Annotated in this window: 17 protein-coding genes; all 17 read left to right on the top strand. The window is 38.2% G+C overall.

Going from position 1 to position 21024, the window contains the following annotated elements:
* The first annotated feature begins 7 nt into the window (after positions 1–7).
* On the top strand, positions 8–1126 hold the full coding sequence (locus ACR2MV_RS01685; protein WP_434020140.1) for an NADH-quinone oxidoreductase subunit D: 1119 nt from the start codon (positions 8–10) through the stop codon (positions 1124–1126).
* Positions 1127–1153: 27 nt separating this feature from the next.
* A complete protein-coding gene (gene nuoH / locus ACR2MV_RS01680) occupies positions 1154–2215 on the top strand; it encodes an NADH-quinone oxidoreductase subunit NuoH (RefSeq protein ID WP_434020139.1) in 1062 nt (353 codons plus the stop codon).
* A gap of 11 nt (positions 2216–2226) precedes the next feature.
* The gene (locus ACR2MV_RS01675) at positions 2227–2703 is read left to right on the top strand and encodes a 4Fe-4S binding protein (RefSeq protein ID WP_434020138.1); all 477 of its coding nucleotides are present in this window, start codon (positions 2227–2229) and stop codon (positions 2701–2703) included.
* Positions 2704–2707: 4 nt separating this feature from the next.
* Positions 2708–3214, top strand: a complete 507-nt coding sequence (locus tag ACR2MV_RS01670; RefSeq protein ID WP_434020137.1) for an NADH-quinone oxidoreductase subunit J family protein — start codon at positions 2708–2710, stop codon at positions 3212–3214.
* A 10-nt stretch (positions 3215–3224) separates the two neighbouring features.
* Entirely contained in the window at positions 3225–3542 is a 318-nt protein-coding gene (gene nuoK, locus ACR2MV_RS01665) for an NADH-quinone oxidoreductase subunit NuoK (RefSeq protein ID WP_434020136.1), read from the top strand.
* A gap of 20 nt (positions 3543–3562) precedes the next feature.
* Positions 3563–5482, top strand: a complete 1920-nt coding sequence (nuoL, locus tag ACR2MV_RS01660; protein ID WP_434020135.1) for an NADH-quinone oxidoreductase subunit L — start codon at positions 3563–3565, stop codon at positions 5480–5482.
* A 7-nt stretch (positions 5483–5489) separates the two neighbouring features.
* Positions 5490–6977: a complex I subunit 4 family protein gene (locus ACR2MV_RS01655; RefSeq protein ID WP_434020134.1), complete on the top strand. Its 1488-nt coding sequence runs from the start codon at positions 5490–5492 to the stop codon at positions 6975–6977.
* A gap of 42 nt (positions 6978–7019) precedes the next feature.
* On the top strand, positions 7020–8435 hold the full coding sequence (locus tag ACR2MV_RS01650; protein ID WP_434020133.1) for an NADH-quinone oxidoreductase subunit N: 1416 nt from the start codon (positions 7020–7022) through the stop codon (positions 8433–8435).
* A gap of 4 nt (positions 8436–8439) precedes the next feature.
* Positions 8440–8766, top strand: a complete 327-nt coding sequence (locus ACR2MV_RS01645; protein ID WP_434020132.1) for a hypothetical protein — start codon at positions 8440–8442, stop codon at positions 8764–8766.
* Positions 8767–8990: 224 nt separating this feature from the next.
* Positions 8991–9794, top strand: a complete 804-nt coding sequence (locus ACR2MV_RS01640; protein ID WP_434020131.1) for a glycogen synthase — start codon at positions 8991–8993, stop codon at positions 9792–9794.
* Positions 9795–10997 (top strand): glycogen synthase, encoded by a 1203-nt coding sequence (gene glgA, locus ACR2MV_RS01635; RefSeq protein WP_434020130.1) that lies wholly within the window; start codon positions 9795–9797, stop codon positions 10995–10997.
* The gene (locus ACR2MV_RS01630; protein ID WP_434020129.1) at positions 10997–11650 is read left to right on the top strand and encodes a glycogen synthase; all 654 of its coding nucleotides are present in this window, start codon (positions 10997–10999) and stop codon (positions 11648–11650) included. Before glgA ends, ACR2MV_RS01630 begins: the two co-directional genes overlap by 1 nt.
* A 2-nt stretch (positions 11651–11652) precedes the next feature.
* A complete protein-coding gene (locus tag ACR2MV_RS01625) occupies positions 11653–12918 on the top strand; it encodes a glucose-1-phosphate adenylyltransferase (protein WP_434020128.1) in 1266 nt (421 codons plus the stop codon).
* A gap of 16 nt (positions 12919–12934) precedes the next feature.
* Positions 12935–14872, top strand: coding sequence for an alpha-1,4-glucan--maltose-1-phosphate maltosyltransferase (locus ACR2MV_RS01620; RefSeq protein WP_434020127.1), 1938 nt, complete (start codon positions 12935–12937; stop codon positions 14870–14872).
* A 3-nt stretch (positions 14873–14875) separates the two neighbouring features.
* Complete coding sequence (locus tag ACR2MV_RS01615; protein WP_434020126.1) at positions 14876–16504, top strand: trehalose synthase; 1629 nt, start codon at positions 14876–14878, stop codon at positions 16502–16504.
* Between the two features lie 4 nt (positions 16505–16508).
* On the top strand, positions 16509–18419 hold the full coding sequence (gene glgB, locus ACR2MV_RS01610) for a 1,4-alpha-glucan branching protein GlgB (protein ID WP_434020125.1): 1911 nt from the start codon (positions 16509–16511) through the stop codon (positions 18417–18419).
* Between the two features lie 161 nt (positions 18420–18580).
* The gene (locus tag ACR2MV_RS01605; RefSeq protein WP_434020124.1) at positions 18581–20986 is read left to right on the top strand and encodes a glycoside hydrolase family 31 protein; all 2406 of its coding nucleotides are present in this window, start codon (positions 18581–18583) and stop codon (positions 20984–20986) included.
* Positions 20987–21024 lie beyond the last annotated feature (38 nt).

Below are 21024 nucleotides of genomic sequence, written 5' to 3'. Positions count from 1 at the left end.
TATTGAAATGGAGCAAGTAGTGAACGACAGTTTCAAGACGCAGGAGTATTTTATAAATATGGGGCCTCAGCATCCTGCAACCCATGGTGTTTTACGTTTGATTTTAACGATAGATGGTGAAATCATTAAACATGTAGAACCTGATCTCGGATACATTCACAGGTCCATTGAAAAGATGTGTGAAAGAGATAGTTATCAGCAGATTGTTCACCTGACCGACAGGATGGATTATTTATCTTCTCATATCAATAATGAGGCAGTTTGCCTGACAGTGGAAAAAGCACTTGAATTAGAAGTCACCGAAAGGGTCAAAGTTGTAAGAACTATTTTAGGAGAGTTGACCAGAATGGCCTCTCATATGCTTTGGTGGGGTGTTATGGGAATGGATTTAGGAGCCCTGACCTCGTATTTTTATGCTTTCCGTGATCGTGAAATGATCAACGATATTTTTGAAGAAACCTGCGGTGCCAGACTTACCATGAATTATAATATTCCGGGTGGTCTGATGTTTGATATCCATCCGAATTTCGTAAAAAGAACCAAAGAATTTATTACCCATTTCAGAACCAAATTGCCTGAATACGATAAATTGCTTACGGGCAATGTAATCTTTCAGAAAAGAACAAAAGGAATCGGAGTACTGAGCAGGGAGAAGGCGATTTCTTATGGGGCTTCCGGACCGGTAGCAAGAGGTTCAGGATTTGCAAGTGATGTAAGAAAAAGACATCCCTACAGCGCCTATGACCGGGTCGATTTTCAGCAGTCTCTGGAAACAGCAGGAGACAATCTTGCCAGATATCAGGTGAGAATTAAGGAAATGTGGGAGTCCATGAATATCATTGAGCAATTGATCGATAATATTCCGGAAGGAGAATACCAAACCGCTACCAAGGCCGTCATTAAACTTCCAAAAGGGGAGTATTATCAACGTGTAGAAACTGCCCGAGGTGAATTAGGGGTGTATATTAATAGTACAGGTTTGAAAAATCCGTACAGGATGAAATTCAGGTCACCTGGTTTTTCCAATTTATCCTTATTAAACGATATCACCGTGGGAGGCAAAATAGGCGATCTGGTTGCAACGATGGCAACCATTGATATTGTTGTACCGGATATAGACAGATAAAACAAACTATGATCTTAAAAGATTGGCATGATTAAAACATTATCTCTGACAGGCGCAATTCACGAATGGCTTCAAAGTTCATTTTCGGCTGGTTGGGCAAACTTTATAGAATGGATCTTGATCGCTGTGGCTTACCTCACTTTTTTTGCCGTAGCCGGTTTGTTATTGGTGTGGATGGAAAGAAGGATCGCGGCATTTTTTCAGCTGAGACTTGGGCCCAACAGGGTAGGGCCATCGGGGTTGTTTCAAACCATTGCGGATGCACTTAAATTACTAACTAAAGAATTGACAGGAACCGAGAATGCGGATAAATTTCTTTACAACCTGGCTCCTTATTTTGTAATTGTTGCAGCCTTGGTTTCATTATCCGTATTACCATTTTCTGCAGAATTACAGGCTTTTGATATCAATATAGGCGTCTTTTTTATCATGGGAGTATCTTCTATTGGTGTGATTGGCGTATTGTTAGGTGGATGGGCGAGTAACAATAAATACTCACTGATTGGCGCTATGAGAAGCGGACTTCAGACGGTTAGTTATGAATTGTCTGTAGGACTTTCAATTTTGACAATGGTACTCTTATCCGGATCCTTGCGAATCTCAGAGATCGTTGAGATACAAAGAACAGGGGGCTGGTTTATTTTACAAGGGCATATTCCTGCCATCATCGCATTTATGATTTTTATGATCGCAGGTACGGCCGAAACCAATCGAGCACCCTTTGATATGGTAGAGGCAGAATCAGAACTGGGTGCAGGATTTCATACCGAGTATTCAGGGATGAAATTTGCCTACTTTTTTCTGGCAGAATTTATTAACATGTTTATCATCGCAGCGGTTGCGGTTACCATATTTTTCGGGGCCTACCTTTCTCCTTTTGGTATCACCGAATCATTGCCTTGGATGGGTGTTTTCTGGTTTATGATCAAGGTCCTGATCATAATATTTTTGATGATGTGGTTTAGATGGACATTTCCAAGACTTCGTGTAGATCAGTTGTTGACCTTGGAATGGAAGTATTTGTTGCCCCTTAATTTGATGAACATTGTTTTGATGGCAGTGGTCATTTGGTTAAACTGGACATTTTAAAAAAAAAAGAGATGAGTTATTTTTCAGATATATATCATGGAATAAAAACCTTGCTCAAAGGTATGAGTGTTACGGGTAAGTATTTCATTACAGCCAGAAAGGAGATAATTACCCAGCAATACCCCGATAATAGAGATACCTTAAAAATGTTCGACAGATTTCGCGGGGAGGTCGTTATGCCACATGATGAAAATAATGAGCACAGATGTACGGGCTGTCAAAAATGTGAAATTGCCTGTCCGAACGGTACCATTGAAATTGTATGGGATAGAGGTATCGATCCGCATACACAGAAAAAGAAAAAGAAAATAGACACCTTTGTTTACCATTTATCCATGTGTACCATGTGTGGTTTATGTATTGAAGCATGTCCTACAGATGCCATAAAATGGGCTCAGAACTTTGAAAACTCGGTGTACGACAGGTCTCAATTGACAAAAGTGTTAAACAAACCAGGATCTTTACTTAAAGCTGGCGTAGAAGATTAATAATATGGAAAGAATTGTTTTTTATCTCATCGCTGTAGTCATGATCGTTTTTGCAATCAAGGCAGTTACCAGTAGAAAAATGCTTCGAGCTGTAATTTACCTGTTGTTCGTATTAATGGGGGTTGCAGGCTTGTATTTTATGGTGGATTATACCTTTATGGCAGCGATTCAACTTGCCGTATACGCAGGAGGCGTGATCGTATTGATTATTTTTTCGGTGTTACTGGTGCATCATATTGAATTAAGGCTGGAAGTGTCGAAAATGTCTCAACGCATTATGGCGGCCTTACTGAGCCTTGCCGGTTTTACAGTAACGGTATACGCGCTATTTACCTATGATTTTAAGGTTGCAGAGAATTACAAGCCTATTGAAGTAAGTGATATTGGACATGGCATGCTGAGTTATAAGGCAGGCGGATTTATCCTGCCCTTTGAAGTAATCAGTGTTTTGTTGGTTGCAGTGATGATAGGCGCCATTGTTATTGCGAAAGGAAAAAGATTAGAACAATAAAGAACGTAAAATGATACAAGGAATAAGTATTTATGAAATTTTGACTATTACTTCCGCCATTTTTTTTATTGGCGTTTACGGCTTTCTTACCAGAAAGAACCTGATCACCATGTTGCTGTCCATCGAATTGATTTTAAATGCTGCAGCCGTCAACTTCGTTGTGATCAATACCTATTTGTATCCAGATAAGTTACAAGGCGTATTTTTTTCCGTTTTTATTGTTGCAGTGGCAGCAGCGGAAACGGCTTTAGCTGTGGCTATTGTCATTAATTTATACAAACAGATCGCTTCCGTGGAAGTTAAGGATACAGAAATAATGAAATATTGATCTCTTGAATTTAGATAATTATGGATTTTAGTTATACCATTTTAATTCCGCTGATTCCGCTGGCAGTATTTTTGTTATTAGGGATCAACTATAATAGGATCAAGCCTGCTGTTTCCGGTTGGATCGGATCTGCGGGGCTCTTAATTACCCTGATTTTATCATACTATACGGCATACCAGTATTTCTTTGAAGTTGGTAAGGTTGGAGAGACTTATCAGTCATTTGTCACTCAATGGCGTTGGATGAATTTTACAGATACCTTGTTTATTGATATGGGTGTATTGATAGATCAGATATCTGTGATGATGCTTGTTGTTGTATCAACGATTTCTTTTATGGTTCATTTGTATAGCAGAGGTTATATGAAAGGAGATCCGGGAACTACTAAGTTTTTCGCCTTTTTGTCGCTGTTTACTTTTTCGATGATGGGCTTGGTGCTGGCTGTGAATTTATTTCAGATTTATATTTTTTGGGAGTTGGTAGGTGTTTCTTCTTTTCTTCTCATCGGATATTACTATACAAAACCATCTGCCGTTGCGGCAGCAAAAAAAGCATTTATTGTAACCAGGTTTGCGGACCTTGGATTTCTCATTGGAATATTAATTATAGGTTATTATGGAGGTTCTTTTGACTTTGCAGTGTTGACAGATGTTGAGGGAAGCGTCATTGCCAACTGGGCATCAACTAGTTTTATGGGGCTCTCTGTGATCACCTGGGGTCTGATATTGATTTTTATGGGTGGTGCCGGAAAATCCGCCATGTTCCCCTTACATATTTGGCTTCCTGATGCGATGGAAGGGCCGACGCCTGTATCAGCCTTGATACACGCGGCAACTATGGTTGTGGCAGGTGTTTATCTCGTAGCTCGTCTCTTTCCCTTGTACTATTTTGTCGAAGAGGGATATGCCTTGAATATAGTGGCCTGGGTAGGTGCTTTTTCAGCCTTGTTTGCTGCCATCATTGCCTTGACACAGAATGATATTAAACGTGTCCTGGCCTTTTCGACCATGTCGCAAATAGGGTATATGATGCTGGCTTTGGGTGTTTCAGGATATTCTGGTCATGATGGATTGGGGTATATGGCATCTATGTTTCATTTGTTCACCCATGCCATGTTTAAAGGCTTGTTATTTTTAGGGGCAGGATCCATAATCCATGCGATTCACAGCAACAATCTTCAGGATATGGGAGGGTTGAGAAAATATATGCCTATCACCCACATAACCTTCCTTATCGCAGCCTTATCGATTGCGGGATTTCCAGGTTTTGCAGGATTCTTTAGCAAGGATGAGATTCTTGTAGCTGCCTTTGAACACAATAAATTACTCTATGGTATCGGTGTTCTTGTAGCAGGACTCACCGCATTTTATATGTTCAGATTGTATTTTGGAATATTTTGGGGCAAGGAAACGGCTTATAAAGAGCTGCCTCATGAGTCACCAGCATCTATGACACTTCCAATGATATTTCTGGCCTTTATGAGTGTTGTAGCCGGATATATACATTTTAGCGAATATGTTACTGCAGATCACGCTGCATTTGAGGTTCACTTAAATTATCCATTGGCCGCAGTAGCCGTGAGCGTTGGTTTGCTGGGAATTCTACTGGCCTATGTTTTTTATAAAAAACCCAGTGAGATGCCTGATAAGGTTTCCAATGGCTTTGGTGCATTCTACCAATGGGCCTATGATAAGTTTTATTTTGATGAATTATACCTCTTTGTTACCAAAGAAATTATTTTTAAAAGAATCGCTGCACCTTTTGCCTGGTTTGATAAAAAAATAGTGGATGGTACCATGGATCTGATAGGTGATTCAACCGTTTCAGGATCAGAAAAAATTAAGAAAATTCAATCGGGTCGTTTACAGGACTATGCCTTTGCTTTTATTGCAGGAGCAGTTGTGTTGGCCATGATTTTTATTTATAAATGGATTATTTAGTTACAGAATGGATATACTGAGTTTATTTATTGTCGTTCCTGTTATAACAATTGTAGCTTTGATTTTTGCCAAAGAATTAAAACAATCGAGACTTATAGCCGCTGTAGGTATGTTTTTGCAGTTTGCCATGTCATTGAATTTGATTTATGCCTATTTTCAGGAGAAACAGGTCAATGATGCTATCATGGTTTTTACCAAAGACTATACCTGGTTTGAGAGGTTTAATATACATTATGCGATAGGAGTCGACGGAATTTCGGTAGCCATGATTGTTTTGGCCTCTATTGTGGTTCTTGCCGGAGTTTTTGTCTCATGGAAGATGGAGGATTTACACAAGGAATTTTTTATTTCCCTAATTGTTCTGGCAACCGGCGTATTTGGCTTTTTTATTTCCCTCGATCTTTTTACTATGTTTTTGTTTTACGAGATCGCGGTAATTCCCATGTTTCTTTTGATAGGTATTTGGGGTTCAGGACCAAAGGAGTATTCTGCCATGAAACTGACACTTATGTTGATGGGTGCTTCTGCACTATTATTGGTAGGTATTTTGGGAATTTATTTCAATTCAAACCCTACAGGCGGGCCACTGACATATCATATTTTAGAAATAGCGCAGGTATCGATTCCAACCGCTGCGCAAAACTTGTTTTTCCCTTTGACTTTTATAGGATTTGCAGTTCTTGGAGCTTTGTTTCCTTTTCATACCTGGTCACCTGACGGACATGCCTCGGCACCTACTGCTGTCTCCATGCTGCATGCCGGAGTATTAATGAAACTGGGTGGATATGGTGTTTTCAGGGTAGCCATGTATCTGTTGCCGGAAGGAGCCATGACCTGGTCGAACTTCTTTATCGTACTATCAGTAATAGGAGTGTTTTATGGGGCATTGGCAGCGATCAAGCAAACCGATTTAAAATATATTAATGCCTATTCATCGGTAAGTCATTTGGGGATGGTATTATTCGCATTGTTAATGTTGAACAAAACAGCGTGGAACGGTGCTATTTTGCAATCCCTTTCTCACGGATTTATGACAGCTTTGTTCTTTGCCTTAATCGGAATGATCTATGGACGTACCCATACACGGGATGTTCGAAAAATGAGTGGTTTGCTCAAAGTGATTCCATTTATATCTGTGATGTATGTAATAGCAGGATTGGCCTCTCTTGGTTTGCCCGGCTTTAGTGGGTTTATGGCCGAAATGCAGATTTTTGTAGGTGCGTTTGAGCATCCGGATATGTTTCATAGGGTGGCCACCATTATTACAATTTCTGCCATAGTGGTGACTGCAGTATATATTCTGCGTGTGGTTGGAATGATGTTGATGGGTCCGATCCGAAATAATGAATTTATGGAGTTGGAGGAGGCTACCTGGTACGAAAGAGTTGGAGTGATTTTGTTGTTGATACCCATTGTTTTTATGGGTGTAACTCCCCTTTGGTTAAGCGATATGATCAGAGAGAGTCTGACACCTTTCATTGAACGAATGTTATAGGGTTGATAAAGAAATAGAGAAAGATTATTAAAATAAAATAACATGGATTTAGGCGGATTTTTACTAATGAGACAGGAGTTGTTCTTGCTGGCTGCAATATTGCTACTTGTTATTTTAGAAATTTTCATTGATAATAAGAAAAATCTGGTCAATTGGGCTCTGATTATATTTGCGATTCACACAGTTATCGGATTTATTCCTGTGGAAGAAGGCAGCTTATTTGGTGGCATGTTTCAGACAAGTTCATTGATTCATTTATTTAAAAATGTATTGAATGTGGGCGTTTTAATTATTTTGCTTCAATCGGCGGATTGGATTAAAAAAGAAATCGTCGCTCAGCATAAATCTACCGAATTCTTTATTTTGATGTTGTCCTCGTTATTAGGGATGTATTACATGATTTCATCCGGTGACTTCCTGATGTTTTACCTTGGGCTGGAATTATCGGCACTGCCTATTGCGGCCTTGGTTGCTTTTGATACAACGAAACGCGTTTCAGCGGAGGCTGGCATCAAATTTATCTTGTCTTCTGCACTTGCGTCAGGAACGTCCGTATTCGGTGTTTCTTTGCTCTATGCGAGTACTGGAAGTATTTATTTTGAAGAGGTTGCACAGGTATTGACCTATTCAAATTTAAGCCTGGTCGGTTTTGTATTTTTCTTTTCAGGACTTGCCTTTAAAATATCCTTGGTTCCCTTTCATTTTTGGACAGCGGATGTGTATCAAGGTGCACCCATCGGAGTAACATCCTATCTGTCGGTGATCTCAAAAGGTTCAGCAGTCATGATTTTACTGATCATATTGTTTACAGTGATGAAGCCCTTCGAGATTGTGACAAGCTATATGCTATACATGGTTTCAATTGCTACGATGTTTGTAGGGAACTTATTTGCCCTCAGACAACAAAATATGAAACGTTTTTTGGCCTTTTCTTCAATAGCACAGGCTGGATTTATTTTGTTAGGGGTATTGTCCAATGATCAATTAGGGGTATCTACTGTTGTTTACTTTGTATCGATCTATGTGTTTACAAATCTCGCTGCTTTTGGGGTTATACAATCGATATCAACACAGACAGGTAAAGAAAACATGGATGATTATAACGGTCTGTACAGAACCAATCCGAAATTGAGTCTGGTAATGATGCTGGCCTTGTTTTCATTGGCAGGTATTCCTCCTGTGGCAGGATTTTTCGGAAAATTCTTTCTTTTTACAGCTGCGGCGAGTCAAGGTCTGTATTTGCTTGTTTTTCTAGCTGTAGTAAATGTGACAATATCATTGTATTATTATTTGCTGGTAGTCAGGGCTATGTTTCTTCGTAAAAGTGATACTGCCATTCCTTATTTTAATAGCAGCGTCACTATGAAAATAGGCTTGATCATTGCGGTGCTGGGAGTGTTGATTATTGGAGTTTATAGCCCGATTTATGAATATATTTACCAATTAAGTAGTTTATAAGAATATGGGTTTACAAGGAAAACATATGTTTGGTGCCATAGGTGAGCAAAGGGTTACTTTTGTTGAGAAAAAGATAGGCAGTGACAGGATGGAGTTTTTAAAGAAATTACTCGAATGTAACGGCTTTGAGGTGATTGTTCAGGAGGAGAAACGAAAAAGTGAAGAGGAGCCTCAATTGTATACCGTGGGGGTCACAGATATGGTGTTTAATCCGACGGTCTACGTTTTTCAAAGAAGGTTAAAAACTATAGATGGCAAACACATCGTAAATCAGGAATACTGGAATCAAATATCTGAAGATTCTAAACCACAATATTGGAAGAATTCCTAGAATTTTTTCTCAGAATTATTGGTGAGATCTGTTTATGGATATCGGAATAATTAGGGCATATTAGGATGTGTTTGTTAAAAAATTATTTTGTTTTTTATGCGGAATTAATATTAATATTTAAATTTTTTCGAATAACATAATTATTTTATATATTAAAAAATTCAAATCGAAAATATTACACAACTGATTATCAGAGGTATGTGTTTTAATTGAAGGAAATAATCATGGAGATATTGAATGTCAGTGCAGAGTGTTTTCCGGTAGCAAAGGTAGGAGGATTGGCCGATGTGGTTGGTGCGCTGCCTAAATACCAAAAAGAACTGGGTGTTGATTCAAAGGTAATCATGCCCTTTTACGACAATGATTTCAAGAAAGAAAACAAGTTTAAAGTAGTAAATACCGGTAATCTGAAACTGGGAAGATTAAGGTATGAATACGAGATTTTAAGACCGATTGAACCTTTGGAATTTACGATCTTACTTGTTGATATACCGGGATTGTTTGATCGTTCTGATGTCTATTCGTATGAAGATGATGTTGAGCGATTTTTAGCTTTTCAACTGGCTGTGTTGGACTGGCTTTCCAGAAAGAATAAAAAGCCATCGATTGTACATTGTCATGACCATCAAACCGGTTTTATTCCCTTTTTAATGTCTCATGCCGATAAGTTCAGTAACCTAAAGGAATTACCGAGCGTTTTTACAATTCACAATGCCCAATACCAAGGGCAATTTGGATACGACAAACTGAAGTATTTTCCTGAATTTGATTTGAAGAAAATGGGTATGATAGATTGGGATGGGTCGATTAACCCATTGGCAACTGCTATCAAGACTTCGTGGAGAGTAACCACTGTGTCACCAGGGTACCTGGAAGAATTGAAAGAGAATGCCAATGGTTTAGAAACTCTTATTAATAAAGAGAGTGATAAGTTTTCCGGCATATTGAATGGAATAGATTCAAATGTCTGGAACCCGTCGACAGATAAACACTTAGTTAAAAATTATTCTAATAAAAGCGTTAATTAAATGAAAGCATTGTTTTATACCAGAGAATTTCCCCCTTATGTGTATGGTGGAGCAGGAGTTCATGTTGAATATTTGGCCGATGAGTTGTCTAAATTAATGGAGATAGATGTCAGATGCTTTGGCGATCAGGATGAGAAAAATGGAAATTTGTCCGTAAAAGGATTTCCATTTGATAATGCCGCATTTGATAATTCAAACGATAAATTAAAGGCTGTTTTTAAAACCTTAAGCACCTGTATTCAGATGAATGCGGATGAAGTGGATGCCGATGTGGTGCATTGCCATACCTGGTATGCTCAATTTGCAGGAATTGTTGCGAAGCTTTGTTATGGGATTCCATTGGTGATTACAACACATTCTCTTGAACCTTTAAGACCTTGGAAAAGAGAGCAATTGGGAAGAGGTTATGACGCTTCTTCATGGGTAGAGAAAACTGCTATTGAAATGGCTGATGCGATTATTGCCGTTTCAGAAGAAACAAAGGTAGATGTGATGAATAACTTCTCTGTAGAGGAGGATAAGGTAAAGGTGATTTATAACGGAATCAATCTACAGGAATATGTGGTGACCGATGAAGTTTCAACCTTAGAGAAATATGGTATTGATCAATCAAAACCTTTTGTGCTTTTTGTAGGTAGAATTACAAGGCAAAAAGGAATTATTCACCTGGTGAATGCTGTGAAATATATAGATCCGGATACCCAGATTGTATTATGTGCAGGAGCTCCGGATACCCCTGAAATTGCCAAGGAGATGGAAGACAGTGTTGCTGAGGTTAAGAAGGATCGAGACAATGTTATATGGATCGATGTTATGTTGGATAAGGAAGAGGTCATTCAGTTGTATTCTCATGCAGATGTGTTTTGCTGTCCATCGATATACGAACCATTTGGAATAATAAATATAGAAGCTATGGCCTGTGAAACAGCTGTAGTGGCAAGTGCGGTAGGAGGAATCAAAGAAGTGGTTGTTCATGGTGAGACCGGATTGTTGGTGCCACTTGAGCAACAGGATGAAGCTCCTTTTGAACCAAAAGATCCGGATCAGTTTTCGAGAGATCTTGCAGCTGGTGTGAATCAGCTGATTACTGACAAAGAATTAACAGGTCAGATGGCAAAAAAAGGAAGAAAACGCGTGGAAGAAACATTTGACTGGATTGCCATTGCAAAGCAGGTGGAAGATTTATATAAATCCCTGATTTGATGAAGCAAGAGTTATTGGATACAAGCTGTGAGATTGTTGATTTCACAACTGGAAAAAGTGCCAATAAGTCATTGTTATGTAAAAAGTTTGGTCTAAATGAAGCCTTGCCATTGTTTGTTTTCATTGGGAGATTGGTCAATGAAAAAGGGGCGGACCTCATGCCAGGAGTTCTTTATAAATCACTGTTGAAAAAGGATTGTTCTGTTTTTATTCTTGGAGAAGGAAAAGAATCCATAGAATCTGAGTTAAAAACATTGAGCATTCATTTTAGTAAAAATTATGCCTCAGTCATTGGTTTTGATGAAGCTTTAGCTCATTTATTATATGCTGCAGCTGATTTTTTATTAATGCCATCGAGAGTTGAGCCTTGTGGTTTAAATCAAATGTATGCTCTGAGGTACGGAGCCATTCCAATAGTGAGAAGGACCGGAGGCCTGAATGATACGATCATTGATATCGGTGATGACGGTTTTGGAATATGTCATGTGCAGGCAACTGTAAAAGATATTTCTGATTCGATGTTGAGAGCCAAGAAGTTATATGAGAATAAAACAGAATTAAAAAGAATCATAAAAAAATGCATGAGAATTGATCATTCATGGGCTAATTCAGCTCAAGAATATTTAACTTTATACAAATCTTTAACCCCATAAATATGTTCAGTAAAAAAGTATTAGGAATCATTCTAGGAGGAGGACAAGGGTCTCGATTATATCCCTTAACAGAAAGCAGGTCAAAACCGGCAGTACCGATAGCTGGTAAATATAGATTGGTTGATATTCCTATTTCCAATTGCATTAATTCCGAGATAAAAAGGATGTATGTTTTGACTCAGTTCAATTCTGCATCTCTGAACAGACACATAAAAAACACCTATCACTTCAGTTTTTTCAGTCAGGCTTTTGTAGACGTTTTGGCGGCTGAACAAACACCAATGAGTGATACCTGGTTTCAGGGTACTGCGGATGCAGTAAGACAGAGCATGCATCATTTTTTAAGACATGATTTTGAATATGCACTGATATTATCCGGAGATCAATTGTACCAGATGGATTACAATTTAATGGTTGAGCAACATGTAAAGACCGGTGCTAAAATTTCAATTGCCACTATTCCGGTAAATGCCAAGGATGCCACTAGTTTTGGGATCTTGAAGTCGGACGAAAAAAATGAAGTAACTTCTTTTATTGAAAAACCAGAGAAAAAATTATTACCAGACTGGTCGTCTGAAGTGAGTGATGATATGAAGGCTCAAGGCAGGAATTATCTGGCCTCAATGGGGATTTATATCTTTAACAGAGATCTCTTGATCGAATTGATGAAGAACCCTGACACCAATGATTTTGGGAAAGAAATTATACCACAGTCTTTAGGAAAACATAAGATTACAAGTTATCAATACGAGGGGTATTGGACAGATATTGGAAATATTGACTCTTTTTTCGAAGCCAATTTAGGTTTAACGGATGATATACCGGAATTCGATTTATACGACCGAAACAAACGAATTTATACAAGAGCAAGAATGTTACCTACTTCAAAGATATCGGGAACAACCTTGAACAGGAGTGTCATTGGAGAAGGATGTATAGTCCATGCGGCAAAAATTGATAAATCGGTTATTGGTATTCGCTCGAGAATAGGGGACGAATCTACCGTCATAAATACCTATATGATGGGGAATGATTCTTATGAAACCCTGGAGGAGATCGACAGGAATAAAACAAAAATATTAATGGGTATTGGAGAGCGTTGTTTTATTAAGAACGCCATTATCGATAAGAATTGTCGTATTGGGGATGATGTTAGAATCAATGGAGGTCCTCATTTAAAAGATAAAGAAACAGATACCTATTGTATCAAGGATGGAATTGTTGTTATTAAAAAAGGATCTACCATTCCAAAAGGGTACGTTATATAAGCTTAAAATTTAAAGCATGCAAAAGCAGCAGAGAGTGGTTATTGAGAACGTCTCACCACAGATTAACGGAGGAGCGTTATCAATTAAAAGGGTTGTCGGACAACTGGTACATATTTCAGCAGATATTTTGGCAGATGGTCACGATTTAATGGCAGCCTCGATATTGTTTAAAGCACAGAAAGATAAAAAATGGTCGGAAGTACGTATGTCTGCCGGGCAGAATGACGATTGGTTTGGGACTATTAAAGTTGAAAAACAAGGCGTCTATGAGTATAAAATTGAGGCCTGGGTTGATTATGCACTTAATTGGCAATATGGAATAGGCAGAAAGATTGCCGATGGACAGCGGGTGAACTCGGAATTGGCCGAAGGAGTTTTATATGTGAAAGCACTTCAGAAAAAAGCAAGCACTTCAGAAAAAGTCTATCTGAAAAAGCTATCGGAACTTTTTAAGAATGAAGATGCTTATGATGAAGCTGTAAACGAAGCTGTAAGCGATAAGCTAAAAGTTATTTTCGAAAAATATCCGGAAAAATTTCTGGCCAATACCTCAGAGCCCTTACCAATCTATGTGGATAGAAAAAAAGCACTGTTTAGTACCTGGTATGAATTTTTTCCAAGATCAGCTGCTTCAAAAGAAGGACAACACGGAACATTTAAGGACTGTATACCTTTGCTTAAAAGAGTTTCGGATATGGGGTTTGATACGCTTTATTTTCCACCGGTGCATCCTATTGGCGAAGTAAACAGAAAAGGAAAGAATAATACAACAACGGCCCTGGATGGAGATGTGGGCTCCTGTTGGGGGATAGGTTCCAAAAATGGAGGACACAAAGATATTCATCCGGAACTAGGTTCGTTAGATGATTTTAAAGAACTGGTAGCCAAGGCCAAGGAACAGGACATCGAAATTGCGATGGATTATGCCTTGCAGGCGGCACCGGATCATCCCTGGGTAAAAGACCATCCATCTTGGTTTAAATGGCGACCGGACGGGACAGTTCAATATGCTGAGAATCCGCCCAAAAAGTACCAGGATATTTTGCCAATTTATTTTGAATCTGAGGATTTCAAAGGGTTGTGGAAGGAGTGTCTGGATGTATTATTCTTTTGGATAGACTGTGGAATTAATATCTTTAGAGTTGATAATCCGCATACAAAACCATTTTACTTCTGGAACTGGATCATGAACGAAGTTAAAAAGAAACATCCTGATATTATTTTTTTAGCAGAAGCTTTTACCAGACCAAAGATCATGCAGCAGTTGGCGAAGCAGGGATATACCCAATCCTATACCTATTTTAGCTGGAGAGATAATAAACATGAATTAATCGGTTATGTGGAAGAGCTGACCAAGACAGAACAGTCAGAATATATGCGTCCGAATTTTTGGCCCAACACGCCGGACATCAACCCATTTCATTTACAAGGTGCTAATGAGTCTAAACATATTCAGCGCTATGTACTTGCTGCTACTTTGAGTTCTAATATTGGTATTTACGGACCTGTATTTGAGCAGATGCTGAGCGATGCCTTGCCTGGTAAAGAAGAATATTTGAACTCAGAAAAGTTTCAGATACAAAAGCATAATTGGGAAGCAGAAAACTGGCTGATCAAATTAATCTCAGGAATTAATAAGGCCAGAAAGGACCATGAGGCCTTGCAGCAGACCAATAACATTAAGTTTTGCCATATCGACAATGATCAGCTAATGGCTTTCTATAAGTGGAATGACGAGAAGACAAGTGAGGTTTTTGTCGTGATTAGTCTGGATCACCATCATGCACAACGCGGTACCGTTCAATTACCGATTCACGATCTGGGCATTGGTCCTAATGATCAATTAAAGATCAGAGATATATTACCTGATGTACATTATACATGGAATGGTGAATGGAATTTTGTAGAATTGCATCCGAATATGCCATTTCATATTTTTGAAATAATAAAATAATCTATGCCAGATAAGGCCACAAAAACGAAGTTACAGTCTACTTTTGAATTTGAAGGAGTTTGGGAAGAGCTGCTCGAGAACAAAGGATTTATCGAGGTGTTCTTATCAGAAGTACTCGAAGATTATATCATTAAACAAAGATGGTATGGAGGGAAAGCTTCTAAACTAAAGTATATAGAACTTAGCGAGTATTTCAGAATACAGCAACACGGTGAAGTATATTTTGGTCTGTTACTAGAAATAGATTTTGACGAAGCCTTTTTTCATCATTATTTTTTGCCGATCGCTTTTGTAACGGATGAGAGTTTTGCAAAGAGTGATAGAATTCTTCCCATTAAGATTCAAGAACAACAAGGATTTATCATTGATGCTATTAATTTAGAGGCATTTAGAAAATTGGTGTTTGAAAGAATTTTAGGCGCTGCTCCTTTTGACAGAACAAAAGTGCAATACCACAGAAGTGAGTCATTTAAGGATGTTGTATACGAGTCATCGAGGTTTATGGGGCTCGAACAAAGTAATACCTCTATTATCTATAACGATAAATATGTCTTGAAGTTTTTCAGGAGAATTTTTGCAGATAAAAACCCTGATTATGAAATGAGCAGATTTCTTACTGAGATAAAGAAATTTGACAACACACCTGCGTATCAAGGTAGTTTGAATATTATTGATTCGGACGATGTAAATGTAACGATTGCTTTGATGCAGAAGTTAGTTCCTAACGAAGGAGATGCCTGGGATTATATGCTGAATGAATTAAAAGAGGTATTCCATAATATTGACAGAAAACATATTAATATTTGGGATTTGCCCAAGGTTGATATGTTTGAACGACTTCAAATTAATGAAGTAAGGCCCGAAATTATTGATTGGGTGGGACTGAACTTGCTGGTGAAAATAAAACAATTGGCCGTTAGAACGGCCGAAATGCATATTGTGTTGGGTTCTGAATTTGAAGACACAGCCTTTACTCCAAACCACTTTAACGGTGATTATGAAGTGTGGCTTAAAAATCGACTTTTATATCAGTTCCAGAACAGACTCAATACCATCGAAAACAGAATGCATAAACTCGATGGAATGGCCTTGAGTTTGGCTAAGGAGTTTTTGGAGAAAAAAACACTGATCAGAAAAAGGATCACCAATTTTGACTGGACAAAACTAAAAGGTGAGCGCATCAGAGTTCATGGGGATTATCATTTGGGACAAATTCTGGTCACCAATGATGATTTTTATATACTGGATTTTGAAGGGGAACCTGAAAGTACGATACGTGACAGAAAAGTAAAGCAACCACCTATGAAGGATGTTGCAGGATTGTTCAGGTCCTTTCACTATGCTATCTATGCCACAATTTTTAACAATGCAGATGCATTCAACAAGTCACAAGAAGAGCTTTTTGAGGCTGCAGAAGTGCTGTATTGTTATTTGACAAGTGTGTTTTTAGGAACGTATACAGAACAAATACAAGATGCCAATTTAAACATTGGTTATAACCAGGAACGAATATTTATCTTAAAGTATTCGTTGCTTGAAAAGGCTGTTTATGAAGTTGGGTATGAGTTGAATTCTCGACCAAGATGGGCCTTGATTCCTTTAAAAGGGATCTCTAATATTATAAATCATTAAAGATATGGCAGAAGTAATAAATTATAGTCTTTTCAGCGAATTCGATATAGACCTTTTTAAATCGGGGAAACATTACCGTTTGTACGAGAAATTCGGATCTCATCCCATGACATTAGATGGGGTAGAAGGTACATATTTCGCTGTATGGGCACCCTCGGCAAAATCGGTATCTGTTATCGGAGATTTTAATTTTTGGAATGAAAAACAGCACAGATTGAATGTGCGTTGGGATTCATCCGGAATTTGGGAAGGATTTATTCCTGATGCGAAAGAAGGCATGCGCTATAAGTATAAGATTAAATCTAATAATAACGACATTGTCACTGAAAAAGCAGATCCTTATTCATTTTCATATGAAAATCCGCCAAATACGGCCTCGATAATATCTAACATAGACGGCTATGACTGGAAGGACAAGGCCTGGATGGGCTATAGAAAGGACAAGAATGATTTGGATAAGCCTTATGCTGTCTATGAGGTTCATTTAGGTTCTTGGATGCGAAATGCCGATGATGATACCTTCTTGAGCTATGAGCAGTTGGCTGATAAACTGGTAAAATACCTGAAACAGATGAATTTTACCCATGTAGAGTTTATGCCCGTGATGGAGTATCCTTATGATCCATCCTGGGGCTACCAGCTGGTAGGGTATTTTGCACCGACCTCAAGGTTTGGAACGGCACAGGGTTTTATGCATTTATGTGATAAATTACATCAGAATGACATTGGAGTGATACTTGACTGGGTACCTTCGCACTTTCCTTCGGATGATCATGGTTTAGGATTTTTTGACGGTACGCATTTATACGAACATCCTGATCCTCGAAAGGGATATCATCAAGATTGGAAAAGTCTGATCTTTAATTATGGAAGAAATGAGGTAAAGTCTTTTTTGATTAGTAATGCTTTTTACTGGTTTGATAAATACCATGTTGATGGATTACGGGTAGATGCGGTCGCATCGATGCTATATTTGGACTATTCTCGTGAAGATGGTGAATGGGAACCAAATGAATTTGGCGGTCGGGAAAATCTTGAAGCCATTGAATTTATAAAAGATTTTAACAGAGAAGTATATGCTAATTTTGATGGAATTCAGACTATAGCCGAAGAATCAACTGCATTTACAGGCGTTACGAATGATGTTGCTTTTGGTGGCCTTGGATTTGGTATGAAATGGATGATGGGCTGGATGCATGATACCCTGGAGTATTTTTCTAAAGATCCAATTTATAGAAAACACCATCAGAATGAGATTACCTTTAGTCTGGCCTATGCTTTTTCTGAAAAATTTATGCTTCCTCTGTCTCATGATGAGGTGGTGTATGGAAAGAATTCACTCTTGGGTAAAATGCCAGGTGATGAATGGCAGCGTTTTGCGAATTTAAGGTTGCTGTTTGCTTATATGTATACCCACCCAGGAACTAAATTGATATTTCAGGGAGGTGAGTTTGGTCAATCAGCAGAGTGGAATTTTTCACAAAGTTTAGATTGGCACCTGCTTGAATATAAACCCCATAAAGGATTACAGAGTTTCGTGAAAGATTTGAACTCTTTCTATAAAACGAGTCCAGCTTTGTATGAGAAAGGATTTAGCGGAGAAGGATTTGAATGGATTAATTATGGGGACCATGAAAACTCTGTAATATCATATATTCGAAAAGGACATGAAGAGGCCGACGAAGTGGTGGTTATTTGCAATTTTAACCCTGTAGTAAGAAAGAACTACGAAATTGGCTTACCAAGAAAAGGGAAGCTGAAACAAATTTTGAACAGTGACTTTAAAAAATACTTCGGAAGCGGCATCAGTAATTCAAAAGAAATAGCCATTCAAAAAGAAGCCAGAGATGGAAGACCTTATTCTGCGGCTGTTACTTTGCCTCCTTTAAGTTTGGTTGCCTTTAAGATAATATAGTACACAAATTATTTATTTATAATAAATACCTCTTTATTTTTTAAGTCTTCTTAAAAATGAAGGGGTATTTTTAGGATATCCATATGGCGTGAATTAATGAATTTCATTAGGTTTGTAAACTATGAAATTTACTGCCCCTGAGGGAGTTAAAATGAAGATTTATGATTTTAAATACCGAGCTGGAAAACAAAGGGAATTTATTTCCCTCTAAGATAATCTCTTACCGAAAAGATGTTGATACTTTCTATTTTACAAGTGAAAATTATGTAGTACTACAGGTCACTGTAAGACGTGACAGCGTGTTAAGATTTAGATATAGCACCAAGACGATTTTTGACAATGATTTCTCCTATGCGATTACCAAATATGCAAGCCAGGGCTACAATCATTTGGAGCTGACTGAAAATGAAACACATTATATAATAACAACCTCAAAGTTGATCTGTAAGATTGCAAAAGAAGATATGCGTAAGTCTATTTTCGATGCAAAAGACGGTAAATTAATTTGTGAGGATGAGATTGGTTTTCACTGGGAAGAGAGTTATGAATTTGGTGGGGACATCGTTAAGATGTCGAAGATTTCACAAGATAGTGAGGCTTACTACGGACTTGGAGATAAGCCCGTTCACATTAATTTGAAGGGAAAAAGATTCGAAAATTGGGTGACTGATTCATATGCCTATGGCAGGGATACAGATCCAATTTATAAATCAATTCCGTTTTATATCGGTTTACATCATTCCAAAGCCTATGGGATATTTTTTGACAATACATTCAGGTCATTTTTTGATTTTTGTGCAGAGCGAAGAAATATAACAAGCTATTGGGCAGAAGGAGGTGAAATGAATTATTATTTCATTTACGGGCCGGATATGACCGATGTGGTGGCTTCTTATACAGATCTTACCGGGAAGCCTCATGAATTACCACCTTTGTGGGCTTTGGGTTATCATCAATGTAAATGGAGTTATTATCCGGAAGCCAATGTAAGAGCGGTTACGGATAAGTTCAGAGAATTAAAAATACCATGTGATGCCATTTATTTGGACATCGATTATATGGATGGTTTTCGTTGTTTTACCTGGAATAAGGAATATTTCCCAAATCCGAAAAAAATGGTACAAGAACTGGAAGAAGATGGCTTTAAGACCATCGCAATTATAGATCCAGGTATTAAAATAGATATGGAGTATGACATTTTTAAGGAAGCCCTTGAAAAAGATTATTTCTGTAAAAGAGCTGATGGTCCTTATATGAAAGGGAAAGTATGGCCGGGAGAGTGTTTCTTTCCTGATTTTACGGACCCTCAGGTTCGTGAATGGTGGTCCGGACTATACAAAGAATTGATCGAAGAAATTGGAGTGAAGGGTGTATGGAACGATATGAACGAGCCTGCTGTAATGGACGTTCCCGGAAAAACATTTCCGAATGATGTAAGACATAACTATGATGGGAACAGGTGCAGCCATAGAAAGGCGCATAACATATATGGTATGCAAATGGCGAGAGCAACTTACCAAGGTTTGAAAAAGTTTTCTTATCCAAAGCGTCCTTTTGTTATTACACGAGCGGCCTATGCCGGTACCCAAAGATATACTTCTACCTGGACTGGTGACAATGTGGCTACCTGGGATCATTTGAACATTGCCAACATTCAGGCCCAGCGTCTGAGCATGTCTGGCTTCTCGTTTGTTGGTTCAGATATAGGTGGATTTGCAGAGCAGCCAAATGGGGAATTATATGCGCGCTGGATTCAGTTGGGCATGTTTCACCCGTTTTTCAGAACGCACTCCTCCGGAGATCACGGAGATCAGGAGCCATGGGCTTTTGGTTCAAACATAACAGATATTGTAAGAAAGTTTATCGAGATCAGGTATGAACTATTACCGTATATGTATACGGCATTTTGGAGATACGCGGAAGAAGGAATTCCTATTTTAAAATCTCTTGTACTATTCGATCAGGAAGACCCGCATACGCATTATAGGAATGATGAATTCATTTGTGGAGAAAAGATATTGGCCTGCCCGATTGCGGAGCCAAATGCCAAAGGAAGGCGTATGTTTATTCCAAATGGTAAATGGTACAATTTCTGGGATGATGAAATCATGGAGGGTGGTGAAGAAGTATGGGTAGATGCCGATTTGGATTCTATGCCTATATTCATAAAAGCTGGATCTATAATTCCGAAGTACCCGATACAACAATTTGTCGGTGAAAAAACGATTGATCAGCTGATACTCGATGTTTACTTCAAAGAAGGAAAAGAGAAATCACAGGTATACGAAGATGCACATGATGGTTATGATTATAAAAAAGGAAGGTTTAGTTTAAGAGATTTTAAATTAATAGGAAAGAAAAAGTCGTTGACGATACAACAGTTTAAGTCAGGGAAGTATATTACACCGTATGATACGTTTCAGGTAAATATAAAAGGCCTGCCATTTAAAATAACTAAAATTGAAATTGACAATGAAGTATTGGATCTTAAAAAACTAAAGATCAATGGAGATAATTCATTTGTCGTTACCAAAGAATTTAACAGATTGCATATAACGGCAAAATAGGATCATACCAATTCAATTAAAAAAAAGCTGTCAAAATT

Origin of the sequence: Lutimonas sp. (assembly GCF_051011215.1) — a bacterium.
Classification (GTDB): domain Bacteria; phylum Bacteroidota; class Bacteroidia; order Flavobacteriales; family Flavobacteriaceae; genus Lutimonas.
This window is presented reverse-complemented; position numbering and strand designations above follow the sequence as displayed.

What these genes read in the sequence shown, in the direction of transcription:
- nuoL (WP_434020135.1), top strand. Translation starts at nt 3,563, where the DNA reads ATGGATTTTAGTTATACCATTTTAATTCCGCTGATTCCGCTGGCAGTA.
- ACR2MV_RS01640 (WP_434020131.1), top strand. Translation starts at nt 8,991, where the DNA reads ATGGAGATATTGAATGTCAGTGCAGAGTGTTTTCCGGTAGCAAAGGTA.
- ACR2MV_RS01655 (WP_434020134.1), top strand. Translation starts at nt 5,490, where the DNA reads ATGGATATACTGAGTTTATTTATTGTCGTTCCTGTTATAACAATTGTA.
- nuoH (WP_434020139.1), top strand. Translation starts at nt 1,154, where the DNA reads ATGATTAAAACATTATCTCTGACAGGCGCAATTCACGAATGGCTTCAA.
- glgB (WP_434020125.1), top strand. Translation starts at nt 16,509, where the DNA reads ATGGCAGAAGTAATAAATTATAGTCTTTTCAGCGAATTCGATATAGAC.
- ACR2MV_RS01630 (WP_434020129.1), top strand. Translation starts at nt 10,997, where the DNA reads ATGAAGCAAGAGTTATTGGATACAAGCTGTGAGATTGTTGATTTCACA.
- ACR2MV_RS01620 (WP_434020127.1), top strand. Translation starts at nt 12,935, where the DNA reads ATGCAAAAGCAGCAGAGAGTGGTTATTGAGAACGTCTCACCACAGATT.
- ACR2MV_RS01670 (WP_434020137.1), top strand. Translation starts at nt 2,708, where the DNA reads ATGGAAAGAATTGTTTTTTATCTCATCGCTGTAGTCATGATCGTTTTT.
- ACR2MV_RS01675 (WP_434020138.1), top strand. Translation starts at nt 2,227, where the DNA reads ATGAGTTATTTTTCAGATATATATCATGGAATAAAAACCTTGCTCAAA.
- ACR2MV_RS01625 (WP_434020128.1), top strand. Translation starts at nt 11,653, where the DNA reads ATGTTCAGTAAAAAAGTATTAGGAATCATTCTAGGAGGAGGACAAGGG.
- ACR2MV_RS01645 (WP_434020132.1), top strand. Translation starts at nt 8,440, where the DNA reads ATGGGTTTACAAGGAAAACATATGTTTGGTGCCATAGGTGAGCAAAGG.
- ACR2MV_RS01615 (WP_434020126.1), top strand. Translation starts at nt 14,876, where the DNA reads ATGCCAGATAAGGCCACAAAAACGAAGTTACAGTCTACTTTTGAATTT.
- ACR2MV_RS01650 (WP_434020133.1), top strand. Translation starts at nt 7,020, where the DNA reads ATGGATTTAGGCGGATTTTTACTAATGAGACAGGAGTTGTTCTTGCTG.
- ACR2MV_RS01605 (WP_434020124.1), top strand. Translation starts at nt 18,581, where the DNA reads ATGATTTTAAATACCGAGCTGGAAAACAAAGGGAATTTATTTCCCTCT.
- glgA (WP_434020130.1), top strand. Translation starts at nt 9,795, where the DNA reads ATGAAAGCATTGTTTTATACCAGAGAATTTCCCCCTTATGTGTATGGT.
- nuoK (WP_434020136.1), top strand. Translation starts at nt 3,225, where the DNA reads ATGATACAAGGAATAAGTATTTATGAAATTTTGACTATTACTTCCGCC.
- ACR2MV_RS01685 (WP_434020140.1), top strand. Translation starts at nt 8, where the DNA reads ATGGAGCAAGTAGTGAACGACAGTTTCAAGACGCAGGAGTATTTTATA.